This window comes from Herbidospora mongoliensis (genome assembly GCF_001570545.1).
In the GTDB taxonomy this organism is placed as follows: domain Bacteria; phylum Actinomycetota; class Actinomycetes; order Streptosporangiales; family Streptosporangiaceae; genus Herbidospora; species Herbidospora mongoliensis.
The window spans coordinates 137,895-153,283 of record NZ_BBXD01000013.1; the positions used below are offsets into that span (position 1 = coordinate 137,895).

Here is a 15,389-nt window from a genome sequence, read left to right on the forward strand (position 1 = left end):
GGCTCGGCGGGCGCGAGCGCCTTCAGTCCGCGTCTTCCCTCGTCACTACGGTTCGCTTCGCTCTCCTGCGTTCCTCAGTCCAGACACGGACGCGCTCGCGCAAACATCAAGGGACAAATGTGTGACAGTTGGGCACCCAAGATCAATGCCGCTGGTTAGGCACCCCTACAACGACTGATTCAAGCCCCCGTCGATGACGAAGTCGGTGCCGGTGACGTTTCCGGCCCGGTCGCTCGCCAGGAACACCACCAGGTCGGCCACCTCTTCCGGATGGGTGAAGCGGCCCGTCTCCGCCTGGGACGCGACCTGGGCGGCCACTCCCCCGGGGTCGGTGTCCTTGGCTGCGCCGACGGTCGCGGCCATGCCCTGGTCGCCGAGCCACAGGTCGGTGGTCACCGGGCCGGGGCTGACGGTGTTGACGCGGATGCCGTGCGCCCCGACCTCTTTCGACAGGGCTTTGGAGAAGTTCGTCAGGGCGGCCTTGGCAGCGCTGTAGTCGATCACCAATGGGTCGGGCAGGAAGGCGTTGACCGAGCTCGTGGTGACGATGGTGCCGTGCCCGGCCGCGAGCATGGTGGGCAGGGCGGCGCGGGTGGTGCGGATCGCCGCCATCAGGTTGAGTGTCAGCGACTGGAGCCACTGGTCGTCGGTGACCTCCAGGAATCCCCCCAGCCTGGGCGAGACCGCGCCGACGTTGTTGACCAGGATGTCGAGGCGGCCGAGTTCCAGCGCGGCGGCGACGAGGTCGGCCGGGCCCTCCGCAGTGGACAGGTCCACCTGGACCACCCGCACCCCGTCGAGTTCCGCCAGCTCGGGGGTGCTCCGCCGGGAGCCGGCGACCACACGTGCACCCTCTTCGACCAGTGCCCGGGTGATGGCCAGGCCGATGCCCTTGCTCGCGCCGGTCACCACGGCGACCTTGTCCTTCAGATTCAGGTCCATGTCGTCCTGTCTACAGGCTCTTGTCCGCAGGCCGGGCCGCGAGGTCAGTCTGACCCGCGCAGGGCCGTGGCCAGCGCCGATCGCGAGGTGATCTCCAGCTTGGGGAAGATCCGGTAGAGATGTGAGCCGACGGTCCGGTGGGACATGAAGAGCTTCTCGCCGATCTCCCGGTTGGTCATGCCGTCGGCCGCCATCTGGGCGATCTGGAGCTCCTGGGCGGTGAGGACGTCACGGGCGTCGCCGGTGCGGCGGCGGCTGTTCTCCCCGGAGGCGCGCAGTTCCTGCCAGGCCCGCTCGCTCCACGGGATGACGCCGAGCGCGTCGAAGGTCTCCCTGGCCGTCCGCAGCGGCGCGCGCGACTCGGCCGTGCGCCGCTGGCGGCGCAGCCACTCGCCGTAGGCCAGCTGCACCCGCGCCCGGACGAAGGGCAGCCGGCGCAGGTCGGCGTCGAGCGCGGCGATGTAGAGGGACTCGGCGGCGGCCTCGTCCGCCAGCACGGCCCTGGTGTAGCGCAGGTCGGCGTGCAGGGCGGGTGACGGGGTGAGGCGGGCCACCTCCTCCATCTCCGCCACGATGCCGGCGATCGCGTGGCCCTTGCCGCAGTGGGTCGCGGCGTCCGCGAGCTCGGCCAGGCTGAAGCAGCGCAGGGCCGGGTGGAAGGCGGGATCGGCGGGGTCGTGCATGCGGCGCAGGTGGTCGTACGCGTCGGTGTAGCGCCCCTCGCCGAGGGCGGCGAGCCCGCGCGCGTGCTGCACGGTGGCCAGCACCGGACGCGCCCCGATGGGCAGGGCGGCCTGCTCGGCCACCGAGGCGAGGCCCTCCATCCGGTCCTGGTTCCCTCGCAACGAGGCGACCACGGCGCCCGAGGCGTGGGCCATGGCGTGCATCAGCGGCAGGGACGTCTCCTGGGCCAGCCGGGCGGCCTCCTCGGCGGCGGACATCGCCACGCCGAGATCGGCCAGCCGGGCGGCGCTCCAGGCCTGCGCCCCGAGGTCGCGGCACAGGTGGCTGAGCCGGCCCTGCACGCGGAGCCGCGGCAGCGACAGGGCGCAGAACTCCTCCGACAGGTCGAAGGCCCCCACCATCAGCGCCGAACTGCCGAGCAGCCGGGCCGCCCCCCAGCCGCCGGGACGGTCGGCGGCCAACCGGCGGAGCCGCTCGATCACCACCCGGCCGCGCTCGATCGGGGCCGCGTACGCCAGGATCGACAGCAGCCACCCGTCGTGCTCGTCGACGGGCAGGCTCTCGGCCGCGGCGACGACGAGATCTCGTGACTCCTCGTCGGTGTGGGCCCAGAAGCACCGCAGGGACGCGCTCGACAGCAGCTTCAACGCCAGGTCGAGTTCGCCCTCCTTCGCCACGGTCTCGGCGAGGTCGACCAGGGAGCGCACCGCCGCGCTGTCGTCGCGGATGTCCTCTTCGAAGCTTTCGCGTATCCACACGACGCGGGCGTGCTGCCGGGGCGACAGTGTCAGGGGCTCGGCCTCGGTCACCAGCCGGTCGGTGAGGTCGCGGCGGCCCGCCTCCGCCCCCCATTCGGCCGCACGGACCAGGCGTTCCCGCCGCCGGCCGGGGTCCTCGCTGAGCCGGGCGGCGCGTTCGAGGCCCTCGACGCCCGACAGCAGGTCTCCCCGCCGCCTGGCCCGGCGGGCCGCCGTCTCCAGTTCGGCCGCCATCTCCTCGTCGGGACGGTTGGTCGAGGCCGCCCGGTGCCAGCGGCTGCGGTCGGGCTGGTTGGCCAGGACGTCGGCCAGGGCGGCGTGCGCCGCGTGCCGCCGGGACCGGCTCACCTCCTGCTGGATCGCCGAGCGCATGAGCGGGTGGCGGAACCAGACCACGGTCTCGTGGAGGTCGACCAGCCGGACGGCCACCGCCGGCGCGAGGTCGTCGGCCGTCACATCGGTGCCGAGGATCAGCGCGGTGGCGTCCAGCGCCTCGCACAGCGCGGTCCCGTCGTTGATCGCGACCACCAGCAGCAGGGTCCGGGTGGCGGGCGGCAGCCCCGACATGCGGGCGGTGAAGGTCTGTTCCAGCCGGGTCGTCAGCGGAAGGCGCCCAGGCTGCGGCCGCAGCGTCTCCACGGCGATCGGCAGTTCGACGAGGGCCAGCGGGTTGCCCGCCGCCTCCCGGAGCACCCGCGCCCGCGACTCCGGCGTCAGGGTGGGGCTGCGGGCGTCGAGCAGGGCGGTGGCGGCGGCGTCGTCGAGCCGGTCGAGGACCAGCTCCGGCAGCCCCGCGACCTCCAGAGGGCTCTTCGACCCGTCGCGGAGCGCGGCCACCAGCAGGATCGGCTCGGATTCCAGCCGCCGCGCGACGAACGTGAGCACCTCGGCGCTCGACCGGTCCAGCCAGTGCACGTCCTCGGCCAGCAGGAGCACGGGCGTCCGCACGGCCGCCTCACTCAGGAGGTTCAGCGTTCCCAGGGCGACGAGGAAGAGGTCGGGCGCCGGGGCGTCGATCAGCCCGAACGCCGCTCCCAGGGCGTCGCGCTGCGGAGCGGGCAGTTCCCCGATCTCGGTCCGGAGCGGCCGCAGCAGCTGGTGCAGACCGGCGTAGGGCATGTTCGTCTCCGCCTGCGCCCCGGCCGTCCGCAGGATCCGCATGCCCCGCGCGGCGGCCGTCCCGGCCGTGTTCAGCAGGAGGGCCGACTTCCCGATCCCGGCGTCGCCTCGAATCAGGATCGCCGCGCCGCCTTCGCGGACACCTTCCACAAGATCAGCGAGACGTCCCAGCTCAAACTCACGCCCGAAAAGTGCCTCTTGCGTCAGTTCTGGTGGCATATATGAGTATTTTCGCCTCGGATGGGGGGTCCTGTCCAACCTCAGTCGGTGACTGAGTCGCGCCGCAGTCAGGTGACGCATGCGCCCCCGACCGGCCGCTCCTAGCTTAGGCCGCTGAACCCGTCTTCTTCCTCTTGGAGAACGCCATGCCCAAAAGGCTTCTGCTGGCCGTCGTGCTCACCGCGCTGGTCCCCGCCATGTCCACGCCCGCGTTCGCCACGACCGGCCACACTCAGGCCAAGCCCACCGTCATCCTGGTCCACGGCGCGTTCGCCGACGCGTCGAGCTGGACCAAGGTCGTCGCGAAGCTTCAGGGGGCCGGCTATCCGGTGATCGCGCCCGCCAACCCCCTCCGCGACCTCAAGGGTGACTCCGACTACGTGTCGAGCGTCATCTCCACCGTCCCGGGGCCGGTCATCCTGGTCGGCCACTCCTACGGCGGCTCGGTCATCAGCGCCGCCGCCAGCGGCCACACCAACGTCAAGGCGCTGGTGTACGTCGCCGGGTACGTCCCCGAGGTGGGCGAGTCGGCCCTCGACCTCACCGGCAAGTTCCCGGGCAGCCAGCTGCCCACCAGCCTCCTCACCCGCGACTACCCGGGCGGCACCGACGTCTACGTCAACCCCGCCAAGTTCCGGGCCGCCGTGGCCGCCGACCTGCCCGCCCGCGACGTCGCCGTGATCGCCGCGACCCAGCGTCCGGTCTCCTACGCCGCGCTCGACGCCAAGGCCACGGTGGCGGCGTGGAAGAAGATCCCCTCCTGGTACCTCGTGTCGGGGGCCGACCAGGCCATCCCGACCGCGGCCCAGAAGTTCATGGCCAAGCGCGCCGGAGCGCACACCACCGAGGTCAAGGGCGCCTCGCACCTGGCCCTGGTCTCGCACGCGGAGGACGCCGCCGACGTCATCTCCGCGGCCGCCCGCGCCACCCGCTGACGCAGGGGCCCGCCGTCACCAGCGCCTCGCGCGGGCGTGGCGGCGGGCCTTGTCCATGTAGCGGTCGGGGGTCTCGGCGAACACGGCGATGTCGTCTTCGTCGAGATCCCGGACGATCTTCGCGGGCGCGCCCGCGAGCAGCACGCCGCCGGGGAAGCGCTTCCCCGGCGTGACCAGGGAACCAGCGGCGACCAGCGCGCCCGCGCCGATGTGCGCGCCGTTCATCAGGATCGCGCCGATGCCCACCAGCGCGCCCGTCTCGACGTAGGCGCCGTGCACCACCGCCCGGTGCCCGACGCTCACGCGGGGCTCCAGGACCGTGGGGAAGCCCGGGTCGGCGTGCAGACAGCACAGGTCCTGTACGTTGCACTGCGCGCCGACCTCGATCGACTCGTCGTCTCCGCGCAGCACGCTCCCGTACCAGACATTGGCCTGCGTGCCGACGCGGACCCGGCCGGCCACGACCGCGCCCGGCGCGATCCAGGCCGTCGGATCGATCGACGGCAGGTCGTCGTCCAGAGCGAACACCTCAGCCAACCCAGGCCCCCGTGGTGAAGTTTCCGACATTGATCGCCATGACCGGCGCCGCCACCGCGACATACGCCATGAACGCCCACCTGTTGCGGGCGGCGGCGATGCCGATGCCGATGTAGAGCGGCCACCACAGCAACGATGCCCGACCGACCGACATGTAGAACGACGACATGGCCAGCAACGCGACAGCTTGCGGCAACAGATAGGCGAAGTCGGCCCACTGCCGGCGGAACAGCTGCCAGAGGATGACGGCCACCAGGACGAACGCGGCGATGATCTCCTCACGGTAGGAGGTCTGGAGCACGCTCTCCTCCAGGGAGCGGTTCCACGTGTTGACCAGCACCTGCCAGGGCTGCTCGGGATAGCGTCCCCAGTACTGGGACTGGGCGGAGTTCCAGGCCATCCACTCGCCGACGGTGACCTTCAGGAAGATCATGTAGGCCACCACCGGCAGCCCAGGCACCACCAGCCACAGGGCTTTCTTCCAGTCCGCCCGCCACCCGTTCTCGGCGACCAGGAACATCACCGCGAGGCCCAGCGCGAGGAACAGCCCGGAGATGCGGATCGACGACGCGAACGCCGCGCAGACGGCCGCCCACTCCCAGCGCCCCTTGCGGGCCAGCAGCCAGGCCGGGATCGCCAGCGCCAGGAACGGCGCCTCCGAGTAGCCCGCCCACATGAACACCGCCCACGGCGACAGGAAGAACGCCAGCGTCGTCCAGGTGCCGGTTCCCTCCTTGTACGAGTTGCTCAGCCGCGACAGCGACACGGCGACGACCGCGCTCCCCACGACCGACACCAGCACGATCAGCAGGTCGTAGTTCGGGATCAGCCAGTTGAGGTCGCGCAGCAGCAGCGGCAGCCCGGGGAAGAACGCCACCAGCTTGGGCGCGTCGGTCATCCCGGGGGCGCCCGCGTAGCCGTATTGGGCGATCGTGATGAAGTTCTCCGCGTCCCACGGCGTCAGCCGGTCGAGCAGCGGCGCCTCGGTCCGGCCGGGGGCGGCCAGGACCATGTAGATGTAGGTCGCCACGTGCCAGAAGAACCAGATGCCCAGGGCCGTGCGGTCACCGGGTTGCGTGAGCCACCCGCGCCGGGTCGGGGGAGCGTCGTCCGGCTGGTCCGCATCGCTTTTGGCCTGCTGGGTCTCCGTCACGAAGACCATCGAAGTGGAACAACAGCGGACATGCCAAGAGGTTGTGCCGCGAGTCCCCCAGTTCAGCGCCATTTATCCTGCTCACCGGGGTGAAAGTTTCACGTGTTCTACCATGGCCCTCGTGCAGTTTGACGGTTTCAGCGCCGTGGAGCAGAAAGTCCGGGCCATGGTGGCCGACCCGCAGTGGTCGCTCGCCCCGATGGAGGCGCGCGCGGAGGCGCTGGCCCGCCGCGGCCTGGCGGCCCACGACGGCTCGTGCTGGATCTTCGGGCTGGGCGCGCGCTGGTACCGCCGCGACGCCGACGGCGACTGGGTGCTGTCTCCGCCCCCCGCCGACCCCGGGATGCGCGAGACGTGTGTACGGGTGAATCCCGCCATCCCCTGGTGGCTGGTGCCACAGGGGCCCGACTTCGCGGCCGACCGGGGGTCGACGCAGGGCTTCGTGGGGCCCGACGTGCTCCCGGAGGTGACCGAGCGCATCCGGGCGATCCTGGGCGCCCACCGGGGGCTGAAGCAAGACGACTTCCCCCTCACCGAGGGCCCGCTGAAAGACCTGTTCGCCCCCGAAGTCACCTCGCCGGTCGCGATGGTGTGGGCTGTCATCATGTGGTGCGCCTACGCGCCGGCCTTCGACGGCAACGAGCACCTGCTGACCATGTTCGGCGAGTTCCTGGGCAAGCCGCTGCCGGGCGACGACTGGGTCAGGTGGCTGCCGGGCGTGCGCCTTACGACGCTGCTGGAGCCGTACAGAGAGAGATTGGCCGCCGGAGCCCACGAGACGGCGCTGCGCCTGGCCGGGCTGGCCGCGGAGGTCGCGACCGTGCTGAGCGACGACCCGCGCTTCCGCCCGCGTGCCCAGGCCCTCACGGTGATGATCGAGCCCCTGCTCAGGCAGCCCTGGCTCGACCATGACCAGCACGACCTGGCCAGACATTGGCTGCACCGGTTGCCACCCCATCTGACCAGTACGACCATCCACGAGACCGCCCCGAAGGACCACTTCCAGCACACCTTCTACGACCTGACCGAGGCACTGGGCTATCTGGCCGACAGAAAGATCGAGCCGCGCCTGGCCGCCGCGAGCCTCCTCGCCTATGACCTGTCAACGGTGGCTGACGTTGAGGTGACAGATGTCTTCCCCCTGCTCGACGACGAGGTGCGCCGGGCCCTACGTCAAGCCCTTGACGATTCGGCCCACCGGCTGCGAACCCTCTGGCCCGTCGACGGCGCCCTTCCCGACGCGCTGACACCGCCGGGGCGGGAGGCCGCCTCAACCCTGCTGGGTGCGGCCTACGCCACAGGTCTGGCATGGTCTGCCATGATCGGCAGGGCGGTGCCCGAAAGAGGATTCCCGTCGGCTTCGGCCGTCTCTGGGAAGTTGATTCACGAACGTGATGACACTGTTCCTTCGCCGTTGCGGATGCCCGGAAGGCCCGTCTCGGAGATCACCTCAGAGTGGTTGTACCACTCCTGACCGCCACATCCCGGTTACCCCGCAAAGACCGATAAATCATCCTTTAGCAATCAGACCCCACCTAGCCTGCGAAATTGGCCGAATTGTGATGGGTCTTTGCGGGAAATGGTTAGTCGAGGGGGGTCCGGCGGCGGGAATGGTCCCGATGGGCCATGTCGCCGAAACCGACGCGGACGTAACCTCGAAGAGGGTGTGGGCTGCGGAAGGAAGGACGACGCGGTGGGGCACGACTACTTGGACTTGCGAGTCCATGACCGTGTCGCGTTGGACGAAATCGAGCTCTACGCCGAGGTTCTGGAGGCCGTCAACTTCACGGATGACCGACTGACCTTGGAGGAGCTCGACAACGCGCTCGGGTTGCGGACTTCGGCGAGTCGCTGAAGATTGAAGATCACGGTCCCGGGCTTCCGATTACGGGGGGCTCGGGATCTGTTATTCCACGGGGTTCAGGGGCGGGAGCGCAAGCCGTACATGAGATCCTGCCATCGCGCGGCGATGGCCGGGGCGGTGCGCTGATTGGCCGATTCGAGCGCCCCGGCGGCCAGCGTCATCCGTTTGCGCTCGTCGTCGACCAGCGAGAGCAGCGCCTCCGCGTAGGCCTCGATCTCCCCGGCGCCCTCGTCGACCAGCACGCTGTCGATCCCGGGCCGGACGAACTGGGCCACCCCCTTGGCGCCGTCGTAGCCCACGATGGGCACCCCGCAGCTCAGCGCCTCGTTCACGGCCATGCCGAGCACCTCACGGCGCGAGGAGACCGCCACGATCGACGCCTTGGCGAACTCGCCCGGCAGGTCGGGGGTGGTGCCCATGAAGTAGACGTGGTTGTGCAGGCTCAGCTCGGCGACCAGGGCGCGCAGCCGCTTCTCCTCGGAACCACCACCGTAGAGGCGCAGCCGCCAGTCGGGACGCTTGTCGGCGACCATCGCGAACGCCCGCACCAACCGGTCGAACGCCTTGTCGGGCACCCACCGGCCGCCGGCGCTGACGATCCGGTTGTCCATCCGCGACCTCGGCCACGGGCCCTTCGGCAGCGGGTCGGGGATGGTGTGCACGCTGAGGTCGTCGTCGAGCAGCCTGGTCCATTCGTCGCGGCCGGTCTCGGTGCTGGTCACCACGGCGTCCAGGCGCGGGTAGTAGCGCTGGACGGGGGTGGGCACGGCCGGGCGGGTCCACTCGCGGGCGATCTTGACGACCTCGCGGGGGGCATAGCGGGCCGACTGCACGCTCAGCGCCGGCCGGGCGGTGATCAGCACCTCGGAGCGGAGCGCGCGCAGCATCCGCCAGAGGGCCACCTCGGTCCTGACCTGACCGCGCGGCAGCAGATGACGGCCCGGACGGGCGTCGACCAGCCAGCGCAGCCTGATCGCGGGATCGATGGGGAAGAACGGGACGTCCCTGGTGCGCTTGACGCTGACGATCTCCACGTGGTGACCGCTCGCCAACGCGGCGGCCAGGTTGAGCGTCGCCCGAATGTCGCCGCGCATCCCATATGCGGACGGCACCAGGAACGTGATCCTCACGCCGCGCCCACCTCAAGACGGAGGTGGTCGGCGGGCGAGAAGCTCGGCTTGATCGGCACGCCGTCGATCTTCGTCGCCGGATAGTGGACGCGGCGGCGCTTGCCCTCCACGTCGTCGAGGAGCGCGCCGAGGGCCATCGGCCCCTCGACCCCGTCGACTTCGAGGGAGGGCTCCCACACTCCTTCGGAGTCGGGCGTGGCCGCCAGGACGTCGCACAGGGACAGGGCGGCGTGGAACCGTACACCCTGAACGGTGGCCGTCGCGGTGACGGTGGCGTCACTGTGCTTGAGAGAGAGCCGGGCGCGGTGGTGCTGGTCGTCGTCTTCCAGCCCCGTGTACGCCAGCAGCCCCGTCACCTCGAACCGCCCCTCGCGGAACCAGACCGCCCGCACGTCGGCGACCGGCTCGGCTTCGGCGATCTTGATGGCCAGGAAGCCGTTGCGGGTGCGGTAGGCGCGGTAGGACATGGTGCGGCGGTCGAGCGCGTAGGCGTCGAGGCGGTCGAGCGAGAAGCCCGGGTCGACGCTCTGCATGCGGGTGCGGGGGCCGCTCTGCTGAAGATAGGCGTCCCAGCGGCCGGGGGTCAGCTTCAACCCCGCCAGCGAGACGGCGACGGCGGCGTCCGTGGTCGGGGGGCCCGGAGTTCCGAGCCGCACCTTCCGTTCCGAGCCGGTGCCGCGGTGCCGGAGCACCAGATCCGTGCCCGTCCCCAGCGGATGGTCGATCGCCATCCGCAGGGAGAGCACGTCGGCAAGAGTCACTTCCGCGTCGGTGACGACCACACCCACCGTTCAGCCCCCTCCCCGTTGATTGAGCCAACGTTGAGGTTACCGTGATTCTCCCGTTATGTGGAGAACGGGATGACGCGCATGTGGCCATGACCAGCGGATTCGACAACCGATCAACGACCGAGTCAGCCCGGAACGGCCTGTCCCTTCACCGACTTGATCAACAATTGGGCCACGTCGACGACTTCCAGCGTCTCCTTGGCCTCGCCGGTGGTCTTCTTCGCGTTGATCGCGTCGCCGAGCATCACCATGCAGAAGGGGCATGCGGTCGAGACCGTGTCAGGATCGGTCGTGAGCGCCTCGTCCACCCGTTCGGTGTTGATGCGCTTGCCGATCCGCTCCTCCATCCACATGCGCGCGCCGCCGGCGCCGCAGCAGAAGCCGCGGTCCTTGTGGCGGTGCATCTCCTGCGTCACCACGCCCGGCACCTTGGCCATGATGTCGCGCGGCTGCGAATAGACCTTGTTGTGCCGCCCGAGGAAGCACGGGTCGTGGTAAGTGATCTTCTCCTCGATCGGCGTGATCGGGGTCAGCTTCCCGGTGTCCACGAGGTGACTCAGCAGCTGGGTGTGGTGTACGACCTCGAAATGCCCCCCGAGCTGCGGATACTCATTGGCCAGGGTGTTGAAACAGTGGGGGCAGGTGGCCACGATCTTCTTGACCCCGGCCTCGTTCAGCGTCTCGATGTTCTGCTGGGCCAGCATGTTGAAAAGGAACTCCATGCCCAGGCGGCGGGCCGGGTCGCCGGTGCAGGCCTCCATCGGGCCGAGCACCGCGAACTTCACCCCCGCGATGTGCAGCAGTTCGGCGACCGCCTTGGTGGTCTTCTTCGCCCGATCCTCCAGAGCGCCCGCGCAGCCGACCCAGAAGAGGTATTCGGTATCTTCGGGCATCTTCTCGTCGATCAGCTGGACCTCGAAGTCGAGCTCCTCGATCCACTCGGCGCGCTTCATCTCGGGCATGCCCCACGGGTTGCCCTTGTTCTCCAGGTTCTTCAGCATCACGCCGGCCTCGGACGGGAAGGCCGACTCGATCATGACCTGGTAACGGCGCATGTCGAGGATGTGGTCGATGTGCTCGATGTCGACCGGGCACTGCTCCACGCACGCGCCGCAGTTCGTACACGACCAGAGCACGTCGGGGTGGATCACCCCGTCGACGCCGACCAGCGGCTTGTCCAGCAGGGCCAGCACGTCTTGTCCCTGGTGAGAGCGTTCTTCCTCGCTCATCAGCAGGTAGGGCGCGATGGCGAAGGCGTGGTCGCGCTGGTCGAGGATGAGCATCTTGGGCGACAGCGGCTTGTCGGTGTTCCACGCCGGGCACTGCGACTGGCAGCGGCCGCACTCGGTGCACGTGTAAAAGTCGAGGAAGCCCTTCCACGTGGTCTCCTCGACCTTGCCCCGGCCGAAGACGTCGGTCTCGGGGTCGGCCTCCTCGAAGTCGAGGATCTTGCCGCCGCTGCGCATCTCCTGGGCCGCGCCCAGGCCGTCGGGCCGCCGCGAGAACAGCACGTTCAGCGGGGCGGTGAAGATGTGCAGGTGCTTGGAGTTGACCACGATCACCGCGAACACCAGCATCAGGCCGATGTGCAGCAGCAGCGTGATCTCCTCCAGCAGCGAGGAGGTGGGCAGGATCTTCGCCACCAGTTCCGAGAGGAACGCCCCGGACTCATAGGGGAAGTTGCCCGTGTTGATCGCGGCGCCCCGGAACAGCAGCAGCGACCAGATGATGTTGAAGATCATGAACAGGATCACCCACGCGCCGCCCAGGTGCGACCCGGAGAACCGGGACTCCCGGCCGAGCCGCGAGGGCGCGTTCCTGATGCGGATCACCGCGAACGCGACCAGCCCGAGCAGCGCGGCCAGCGCGATGAAGTCCTGGAGGAAGCCCAGGACCGGCCAGCGGCCGATCAGCGGGATGTGGAAGTCAGGCCGGCCGGTGATGGCCCCCTGGATCATCGCGCCGTAGGCCTCAACGTAAACGGTCAAAAGAATGAAAAACGCCCACATGACAAAGAAGTGGGCGACACCAGACGGCGTCCACTTGAGCAGCTTCTTCTGCCCGAACACCTCGACCAACTGGACCTTTATCTCGGTCCCGATGTTCGCGCGGGCGTATTCGATGCGCTCCGGCGCCGGCTGGCCGACCGTGGCGAGCCGATAAAGGAAACCCACCCGCCTGGCCACCACCGCGACCGTCAGAGCCGTCATCAGCAGCCCGATTATGCAGACCAGCAACACAGGGCCCTCCCAAATCGCCGTAGTGACCACCATATGAGACCCTAGAACAAACCTCTAGAAGGCTCTCCGTCAGGGGTCCACATAACGTTGCAACGTGGGCGCGAGCAGGGCGACCACATCATCGACCGGCGCCGACGCGATCGGCTCGATCCGGAAGATGTAGCGCATCATCATCACGCCGATCAGTTGCCCGAAGGCGGCGTCGACGCGGATCGGATCGATGTCCAGCCCCTGGGCCAGCCGCTTGAGCAGGGCCTCTCCGATGAACTCGCGGACCATCGTGGCCGCCTGCTCGTTCGACATGGCCGACCGGATCATCGCGACGATCGGCGCCCGCCGGTCGTCGTCGGAGGCGACCGACAGGATGAACCTGACGATCCGCTCCCCCAGTTCCTCTCTCGGCCCGGCCAGCAGCATCGGCACCGCCACGCTCGGCTCTATCGGCAACTGCAGAGCCGCGACGAACAGGCCTTCCTTCGTGTCGAAGTAGTGGTGGACCAGGGCCGGGTCGACGTTCGCCTCCCGGGCGATGCCCCGGACGGTCGCCTTGTCGAACCCCTTCGCCGCGAAGATCCCCCGCGCCGCGGTGAGAATCTCACCCCGGGTGTCGAGCGATCCGGGACGTCTCCCTGGTCTGCGCCGCTGTTCCGTCATTCGGCGGGCCCTTTCCGGCCGACCGCGAGGTAAACGCGCATCGGCACGACAAGATCACCACCGGGGAACACGCGCAGGACCTCGGTGCGCTCACGCTCGATCAGCTCGTCGGCCCGCGCCGGGTCGAGTCTGGCCATGTAGGAGTGGGAGCGCAGGTTCGTCAGGAAGGTCTCGATCGCGACGTGGCGGGTCCAGTGGACCCACCGGTCGTGGACGTCGAGACCGGCCTCGGCCATGGCCCGCGCGATGGCCGGCAGGTCGCGCCCCTCGGGCCCGGTGTAGCCCGGCACCCCCGACAGCCGCACCTGACACTCCGCCAGCCAGTCGGCCTTCGCGGTGTCGACTGAGTTCCACCACCCGGCGACGGCGTGTCTGGCGACTCTCATGGCCTCGTCGATGGAGCTCTTCGGATCGAGCCAGTGCCACGCCTGGGCGTAGGTCACCAGATCGGCCGAGCCGTCCCGGAAGGGCAGCACGTTCCCGTCGGCCAGCACCGAGGCGCCGGAGAAGTAGGCCAGCATGTGGCCGGCCAGGTCGGCGGCCACCACCCGGGCGCCCCGTTCCATGAGGCCCCGGGAGGAGATGCCGGTCCCGGCCCCGACGTCCACCACAAGGGCGCCGTCGAGCGCTGTTCCGGACAGTTCAGACAAAGCGTCATACAGCGCAGCGGGGTATTCCGGACGGGCCGCGTCATACGCCTCGGCCACCCTGGGCGCGTCGAAGACCAGGTGACTCATGGGGTTGTAGCGCTCATTTCCTCGCGGACGAGGCGGCGAAGTTGAGCCGGGCGAAGGCCAGCGCCTCGGCCAGGTCGTCGATCCGCTCGCTGCGGGTCGCCGCCCTCCGCGTGTTGATCTCCAGCACGATCAGCCCACCATAGCCCGCGTTCGCCAGCCGCTCCAGCATCGGAGCGCACGGCTGGTTGCCCCGGCCCGGCACCAGGTGCTCGTCCTTGTTGGTGGTGCCCACGCCGTCGGCCAGGTGGAGGTGCGCGAGACGATCGCCCAGCTTGGTGGCCATCTCCATCGCGTCGGACCCGGACACCGCCGTGTGGGACAGGTCGAGGGTGACGTGGGGGAAGTCGAAGTCGATCGGGTTCCAGTCGGGCGAGTAGGGCACGACCTCGTTGCCCCGGGCCCGGAGGGGGAACATGTTCTCGACCGCGAAGGTCACGTCGGTCTCGTCGCGCATGCGGGCCAGCCCGATCTCGAAGTCGCGGGCGTAGTCGCGCTGCCAGCGGAAAGGGGGATGGACCACGACGGTCTCGGCGCCCAGCCGCTCGGCGGCGTCTTGGGCCTTGCGCAGCTTGAGCCACGGGTCCTTGCCCCACACGCGCTGGGTGACCAGCAGACAGGGCGCGTGGATCGCGAGGATGGGCAGCTCGTAGTGGTCGCGGAGACGCTCGAGAACTTCGACGTCCTGACTGATCGGATCCTGCCCGACCATGATCTCGACGCCGTCGTATCCCAGGCGTGCCGCGAGCTCGAAGGCGTCGGGGGTTCGCTCGGGATAGACCGATGCGGTCGACAATGCGATCTTCGCATTCGGCACCCGGACGACCTCGCTCCTTCCGATATATGTACGCTCGCCACGACTCTTGCTCACCCTGCCAGCCTAAGCGGGCGTGTGTCCGGTCGAGGCGAACCTAGGGTTGCGTCATGGCCAGCATCGTGAAGGGCGCCGTGCCCAGCCCCAACATCTGGAACACCCCGCAGGTCTACGAGCTGGAGAACCACGCGGTCGACCCCGACCGGCGCGTCGAATCGGCCATGCGGGCACTGCGCCCCTGGGCTGGGCGAACCGTCCTCGACATCGGCTGCGGCACCGGCTACCACCTGCCCGCGCTGGCCGCGGAGGCCGCGAACGTGATCGGCGTCGAACCCCACGGCGACCTGGCCGACGTGGCCCGGCGGCGATGCTCCGGTTCGGCCAATGTGACCGTTCACACAGCCACCGCGCAGGCGATCCCCCTGCCCGATCATTCGGTCGACGTGGCGATGGCCCGCTGGGCCTATTTCTTCGGCCCCGGCTGCGAACCCGGCCTGGCCGAACTGTCCCGGGTGCTGGGGAAGGGCGGCGCGGCCTTCGTCGTCGACCTCGACGCGACCCGGGGTTCGTTCGGACGATGGTTCTCCGCGACCGTGCCGCCGACGTATTCACCGGAGGCGGTCGAGGCGTTCTGGGCCCGGCAGGGGTGGTCGCGCCAGGAGCTCGACCTGCGCATGGTCTTCGAACGCCGAGCCGACCTGGAGGCGGTCCTGAAGATCGAGTTCGCCCCCACAGTGGCGCGGGCGGCCATCGCGGAGACGAAAGGGCTGGAGATCCCCTACCCGAACATCCTGCGGTGGCGGCTTTTCTGAATCTGT

The 15,389-nt window shown here is 69.4% G+C and carries 13 protein-coding genes; 3 read left to right on the forward strand and 10 right to left on the reverse strand.

Annotated elements, in window-relative coordinates; translation table 11 throughout:
- Positions 1-165 precede the first annotated feature (165 nt).
- Together AW272_RS17715 and AW272_RS17720 are read right to left on the reverse strand one after the other, a co-directional pair.
- Positions 166-942 (reverse strand): oxidoreductase, encoded by a 777-nt coding sequence (locus AW272_RS17715; protein WP_066366219.1) that lies wholly within the window; start codon positions 940-942, stop codon positions 166-168.
- Between the two features lie 44 nt (positions 943-986).
- On the reverse strand, positions 987-3,803 hold the full coding sequence (locus AW272_RS17720; RefSeq protein ID WP_369408737.1) for a helix-turn-helix transcriptional regulator: 2,817 nt from the start codon (positions 3,801-3,803) through the stop codon (positions 987-989).
- Positions 3,804-3,868: 65 nt separating this feature from the next.
- Between AW272_RS17720 and AW272_RS17725 the strand changes: the two genes are divergently transcribed.
- On the forward strand, positions 3,869-4,657 hold the full coding sequence (locus AW272_RS17725) for an alpha/beta fold hydrolase (protein ID WP_066366224.1): 789 nt from the start codon (positions 3,869-3,871) through the stop codon (positions 4,655-4,657).
- 15 nt (positions 4,658-4,672) lie between these two features.
- Here AW272_RS17725 and AW272_RS17730 read toward each other — a convergent pair whose 3' ends face one another.
- Positions 4,673-5,224 (reverse strand): gamma carbonic anhydrase family protein, encoded by a 552-nt coding sequence (locus tag AW272_RS17730; RefSeq protein ID WP_066366226.1) that lies wholly within the window; start codon positions 5,222-5,224, stop codon positions 4,673-4,675.
- Positions 5,187-6,347 carry a mannosyltransferase family protein gene (locus tag AW272_RS17735; RefSeq protein WP_169807562.1) on the reverse strand — a complete coding sequence of 387 codons (1,161 nt, stop codon included), beginning with the start codon at positions 6,345-6,347 and terminating at the stop codon, positions 5,187-5,189. Before AW272_RS17735 ends, AW272_RS17730 begins: the two co-directional genes overlap by 38 nt.
- A gap of 112 nt (positions 6,348-6,459) precedes the next feature.
- Between AW272_RS17735 and AW272_RS17740 the strand changes: the two genes are divergently transcribed.
- Positions 6,460-7,821 (forward strand): hypothetical protein, encoded by a 1,362-nt coding sequence (locus AW272_RS17740; RefSeq protein ID WP_066366233.1) that lies wholly within the window; start codon positions 6,460-6,462, stop codon positions 7,819-7,821.
- Positions 7,822-8,267: 446 nt separating this feature from the next.
- On the opposite strand, the gene AW272_RS17750 is transcribed toward AW272_RS17740, so the two are convergent.
- The 6 genes from AW272_RS17750 to AW272_RS17775 all read right to left on the reverse strand — a co-directional run bounded on the left by AW272_RS17750 (position 8,268) and on the right by AW272_RS17775 (position 14,628).
- Positions 8,268-9,341, reverse strand: coding sequence for a glycosyltransferase (locus AW272_RS17750; protein WP_066366240.1), 1,074 nt, complete (start codon positions 9,339-9,341; stop codon positions 8,268-8,270).
- Positions 9,338-10,129, reverse strand: a complete 792-nt coding sequence (locus tag AW272_RS17755; RefSeq protein WP_066366243.1) for a hypothetical protein — start codon at positions 10,127-10,129, stop codon at positions 9,338-9,340. The genes AW272_RS17750 and AW272_RS17755 overlap by 4 nt, the downstream gene beginning before the upstream one ends.
- A 125-nt stretch (positions 10,130-10,254) precedes the next feature.
- A complete protein-coding gene (locus AW272_RS17760; protein WP_083958448.1) occupies positions 10,255-12,339 on the reverse strand; it encodes a (Fe-S)-binding protein in 2,085 nt (694 codons plus the stop codon).
- Between the two features lie 99 nt (positions 12,340-12,438).
- On the reverse strand, positions 12,439-13,023 hold the full coding sequence (locus tag AW272_RS17765; RefSeq protein ID WP_066366248.1) for a TetR/AcrR family transcriptional regulator: 585 nt from the start codon (positions 13,021-13,023) through the stop codon (positions 12,439-12,441).
- Positions 13,020-13,760, reverse strand: a complete 741-nt coding sequence (locus tag AW272_RS17770) for a class I SAM-dependent methyltransferase (RefSeq protein ID WP_066366250.1) — start codon at positions 13,758-13,760, stop codon at positions 13,020-13,022. The genes AW272_RS17765 and AW272_RS17770 overlap by 4 nt, the downstream gene beginning before the upstream one ends.
- Positions 13,761-13,773: 13 nt before the next feature.
- Positions 13,774-14,628, reverse strand: a complete 855-nt coding sequence (locus tag AW272_RS17775) for a sugar phosphate isomerase/epimerase family protein (RefSeq protein WP_245657607.1) — start codon at positions 14,626-14,628, stop codon at positions 13,774-13,776.
- 53 nt (positions 14,629-14,681) lie between these two features.
- Between AW272_RS17775 and AW272_RS17780 the strand changes: the two genes are divergently transcribed.
- Complete coding sequence (locus tag AW272_RS17780) at positions 14,682-15,383, forward strand: class I SAM-dependent methyltransferase (protein WP_066366252.1); 702 nt, start codon at positions 14,682-14,684, stop codon at positions 15,381-15,383.
- The last annotated feature ends 6 nt before the right edge of the window (positions 15,384-15,389 follow it).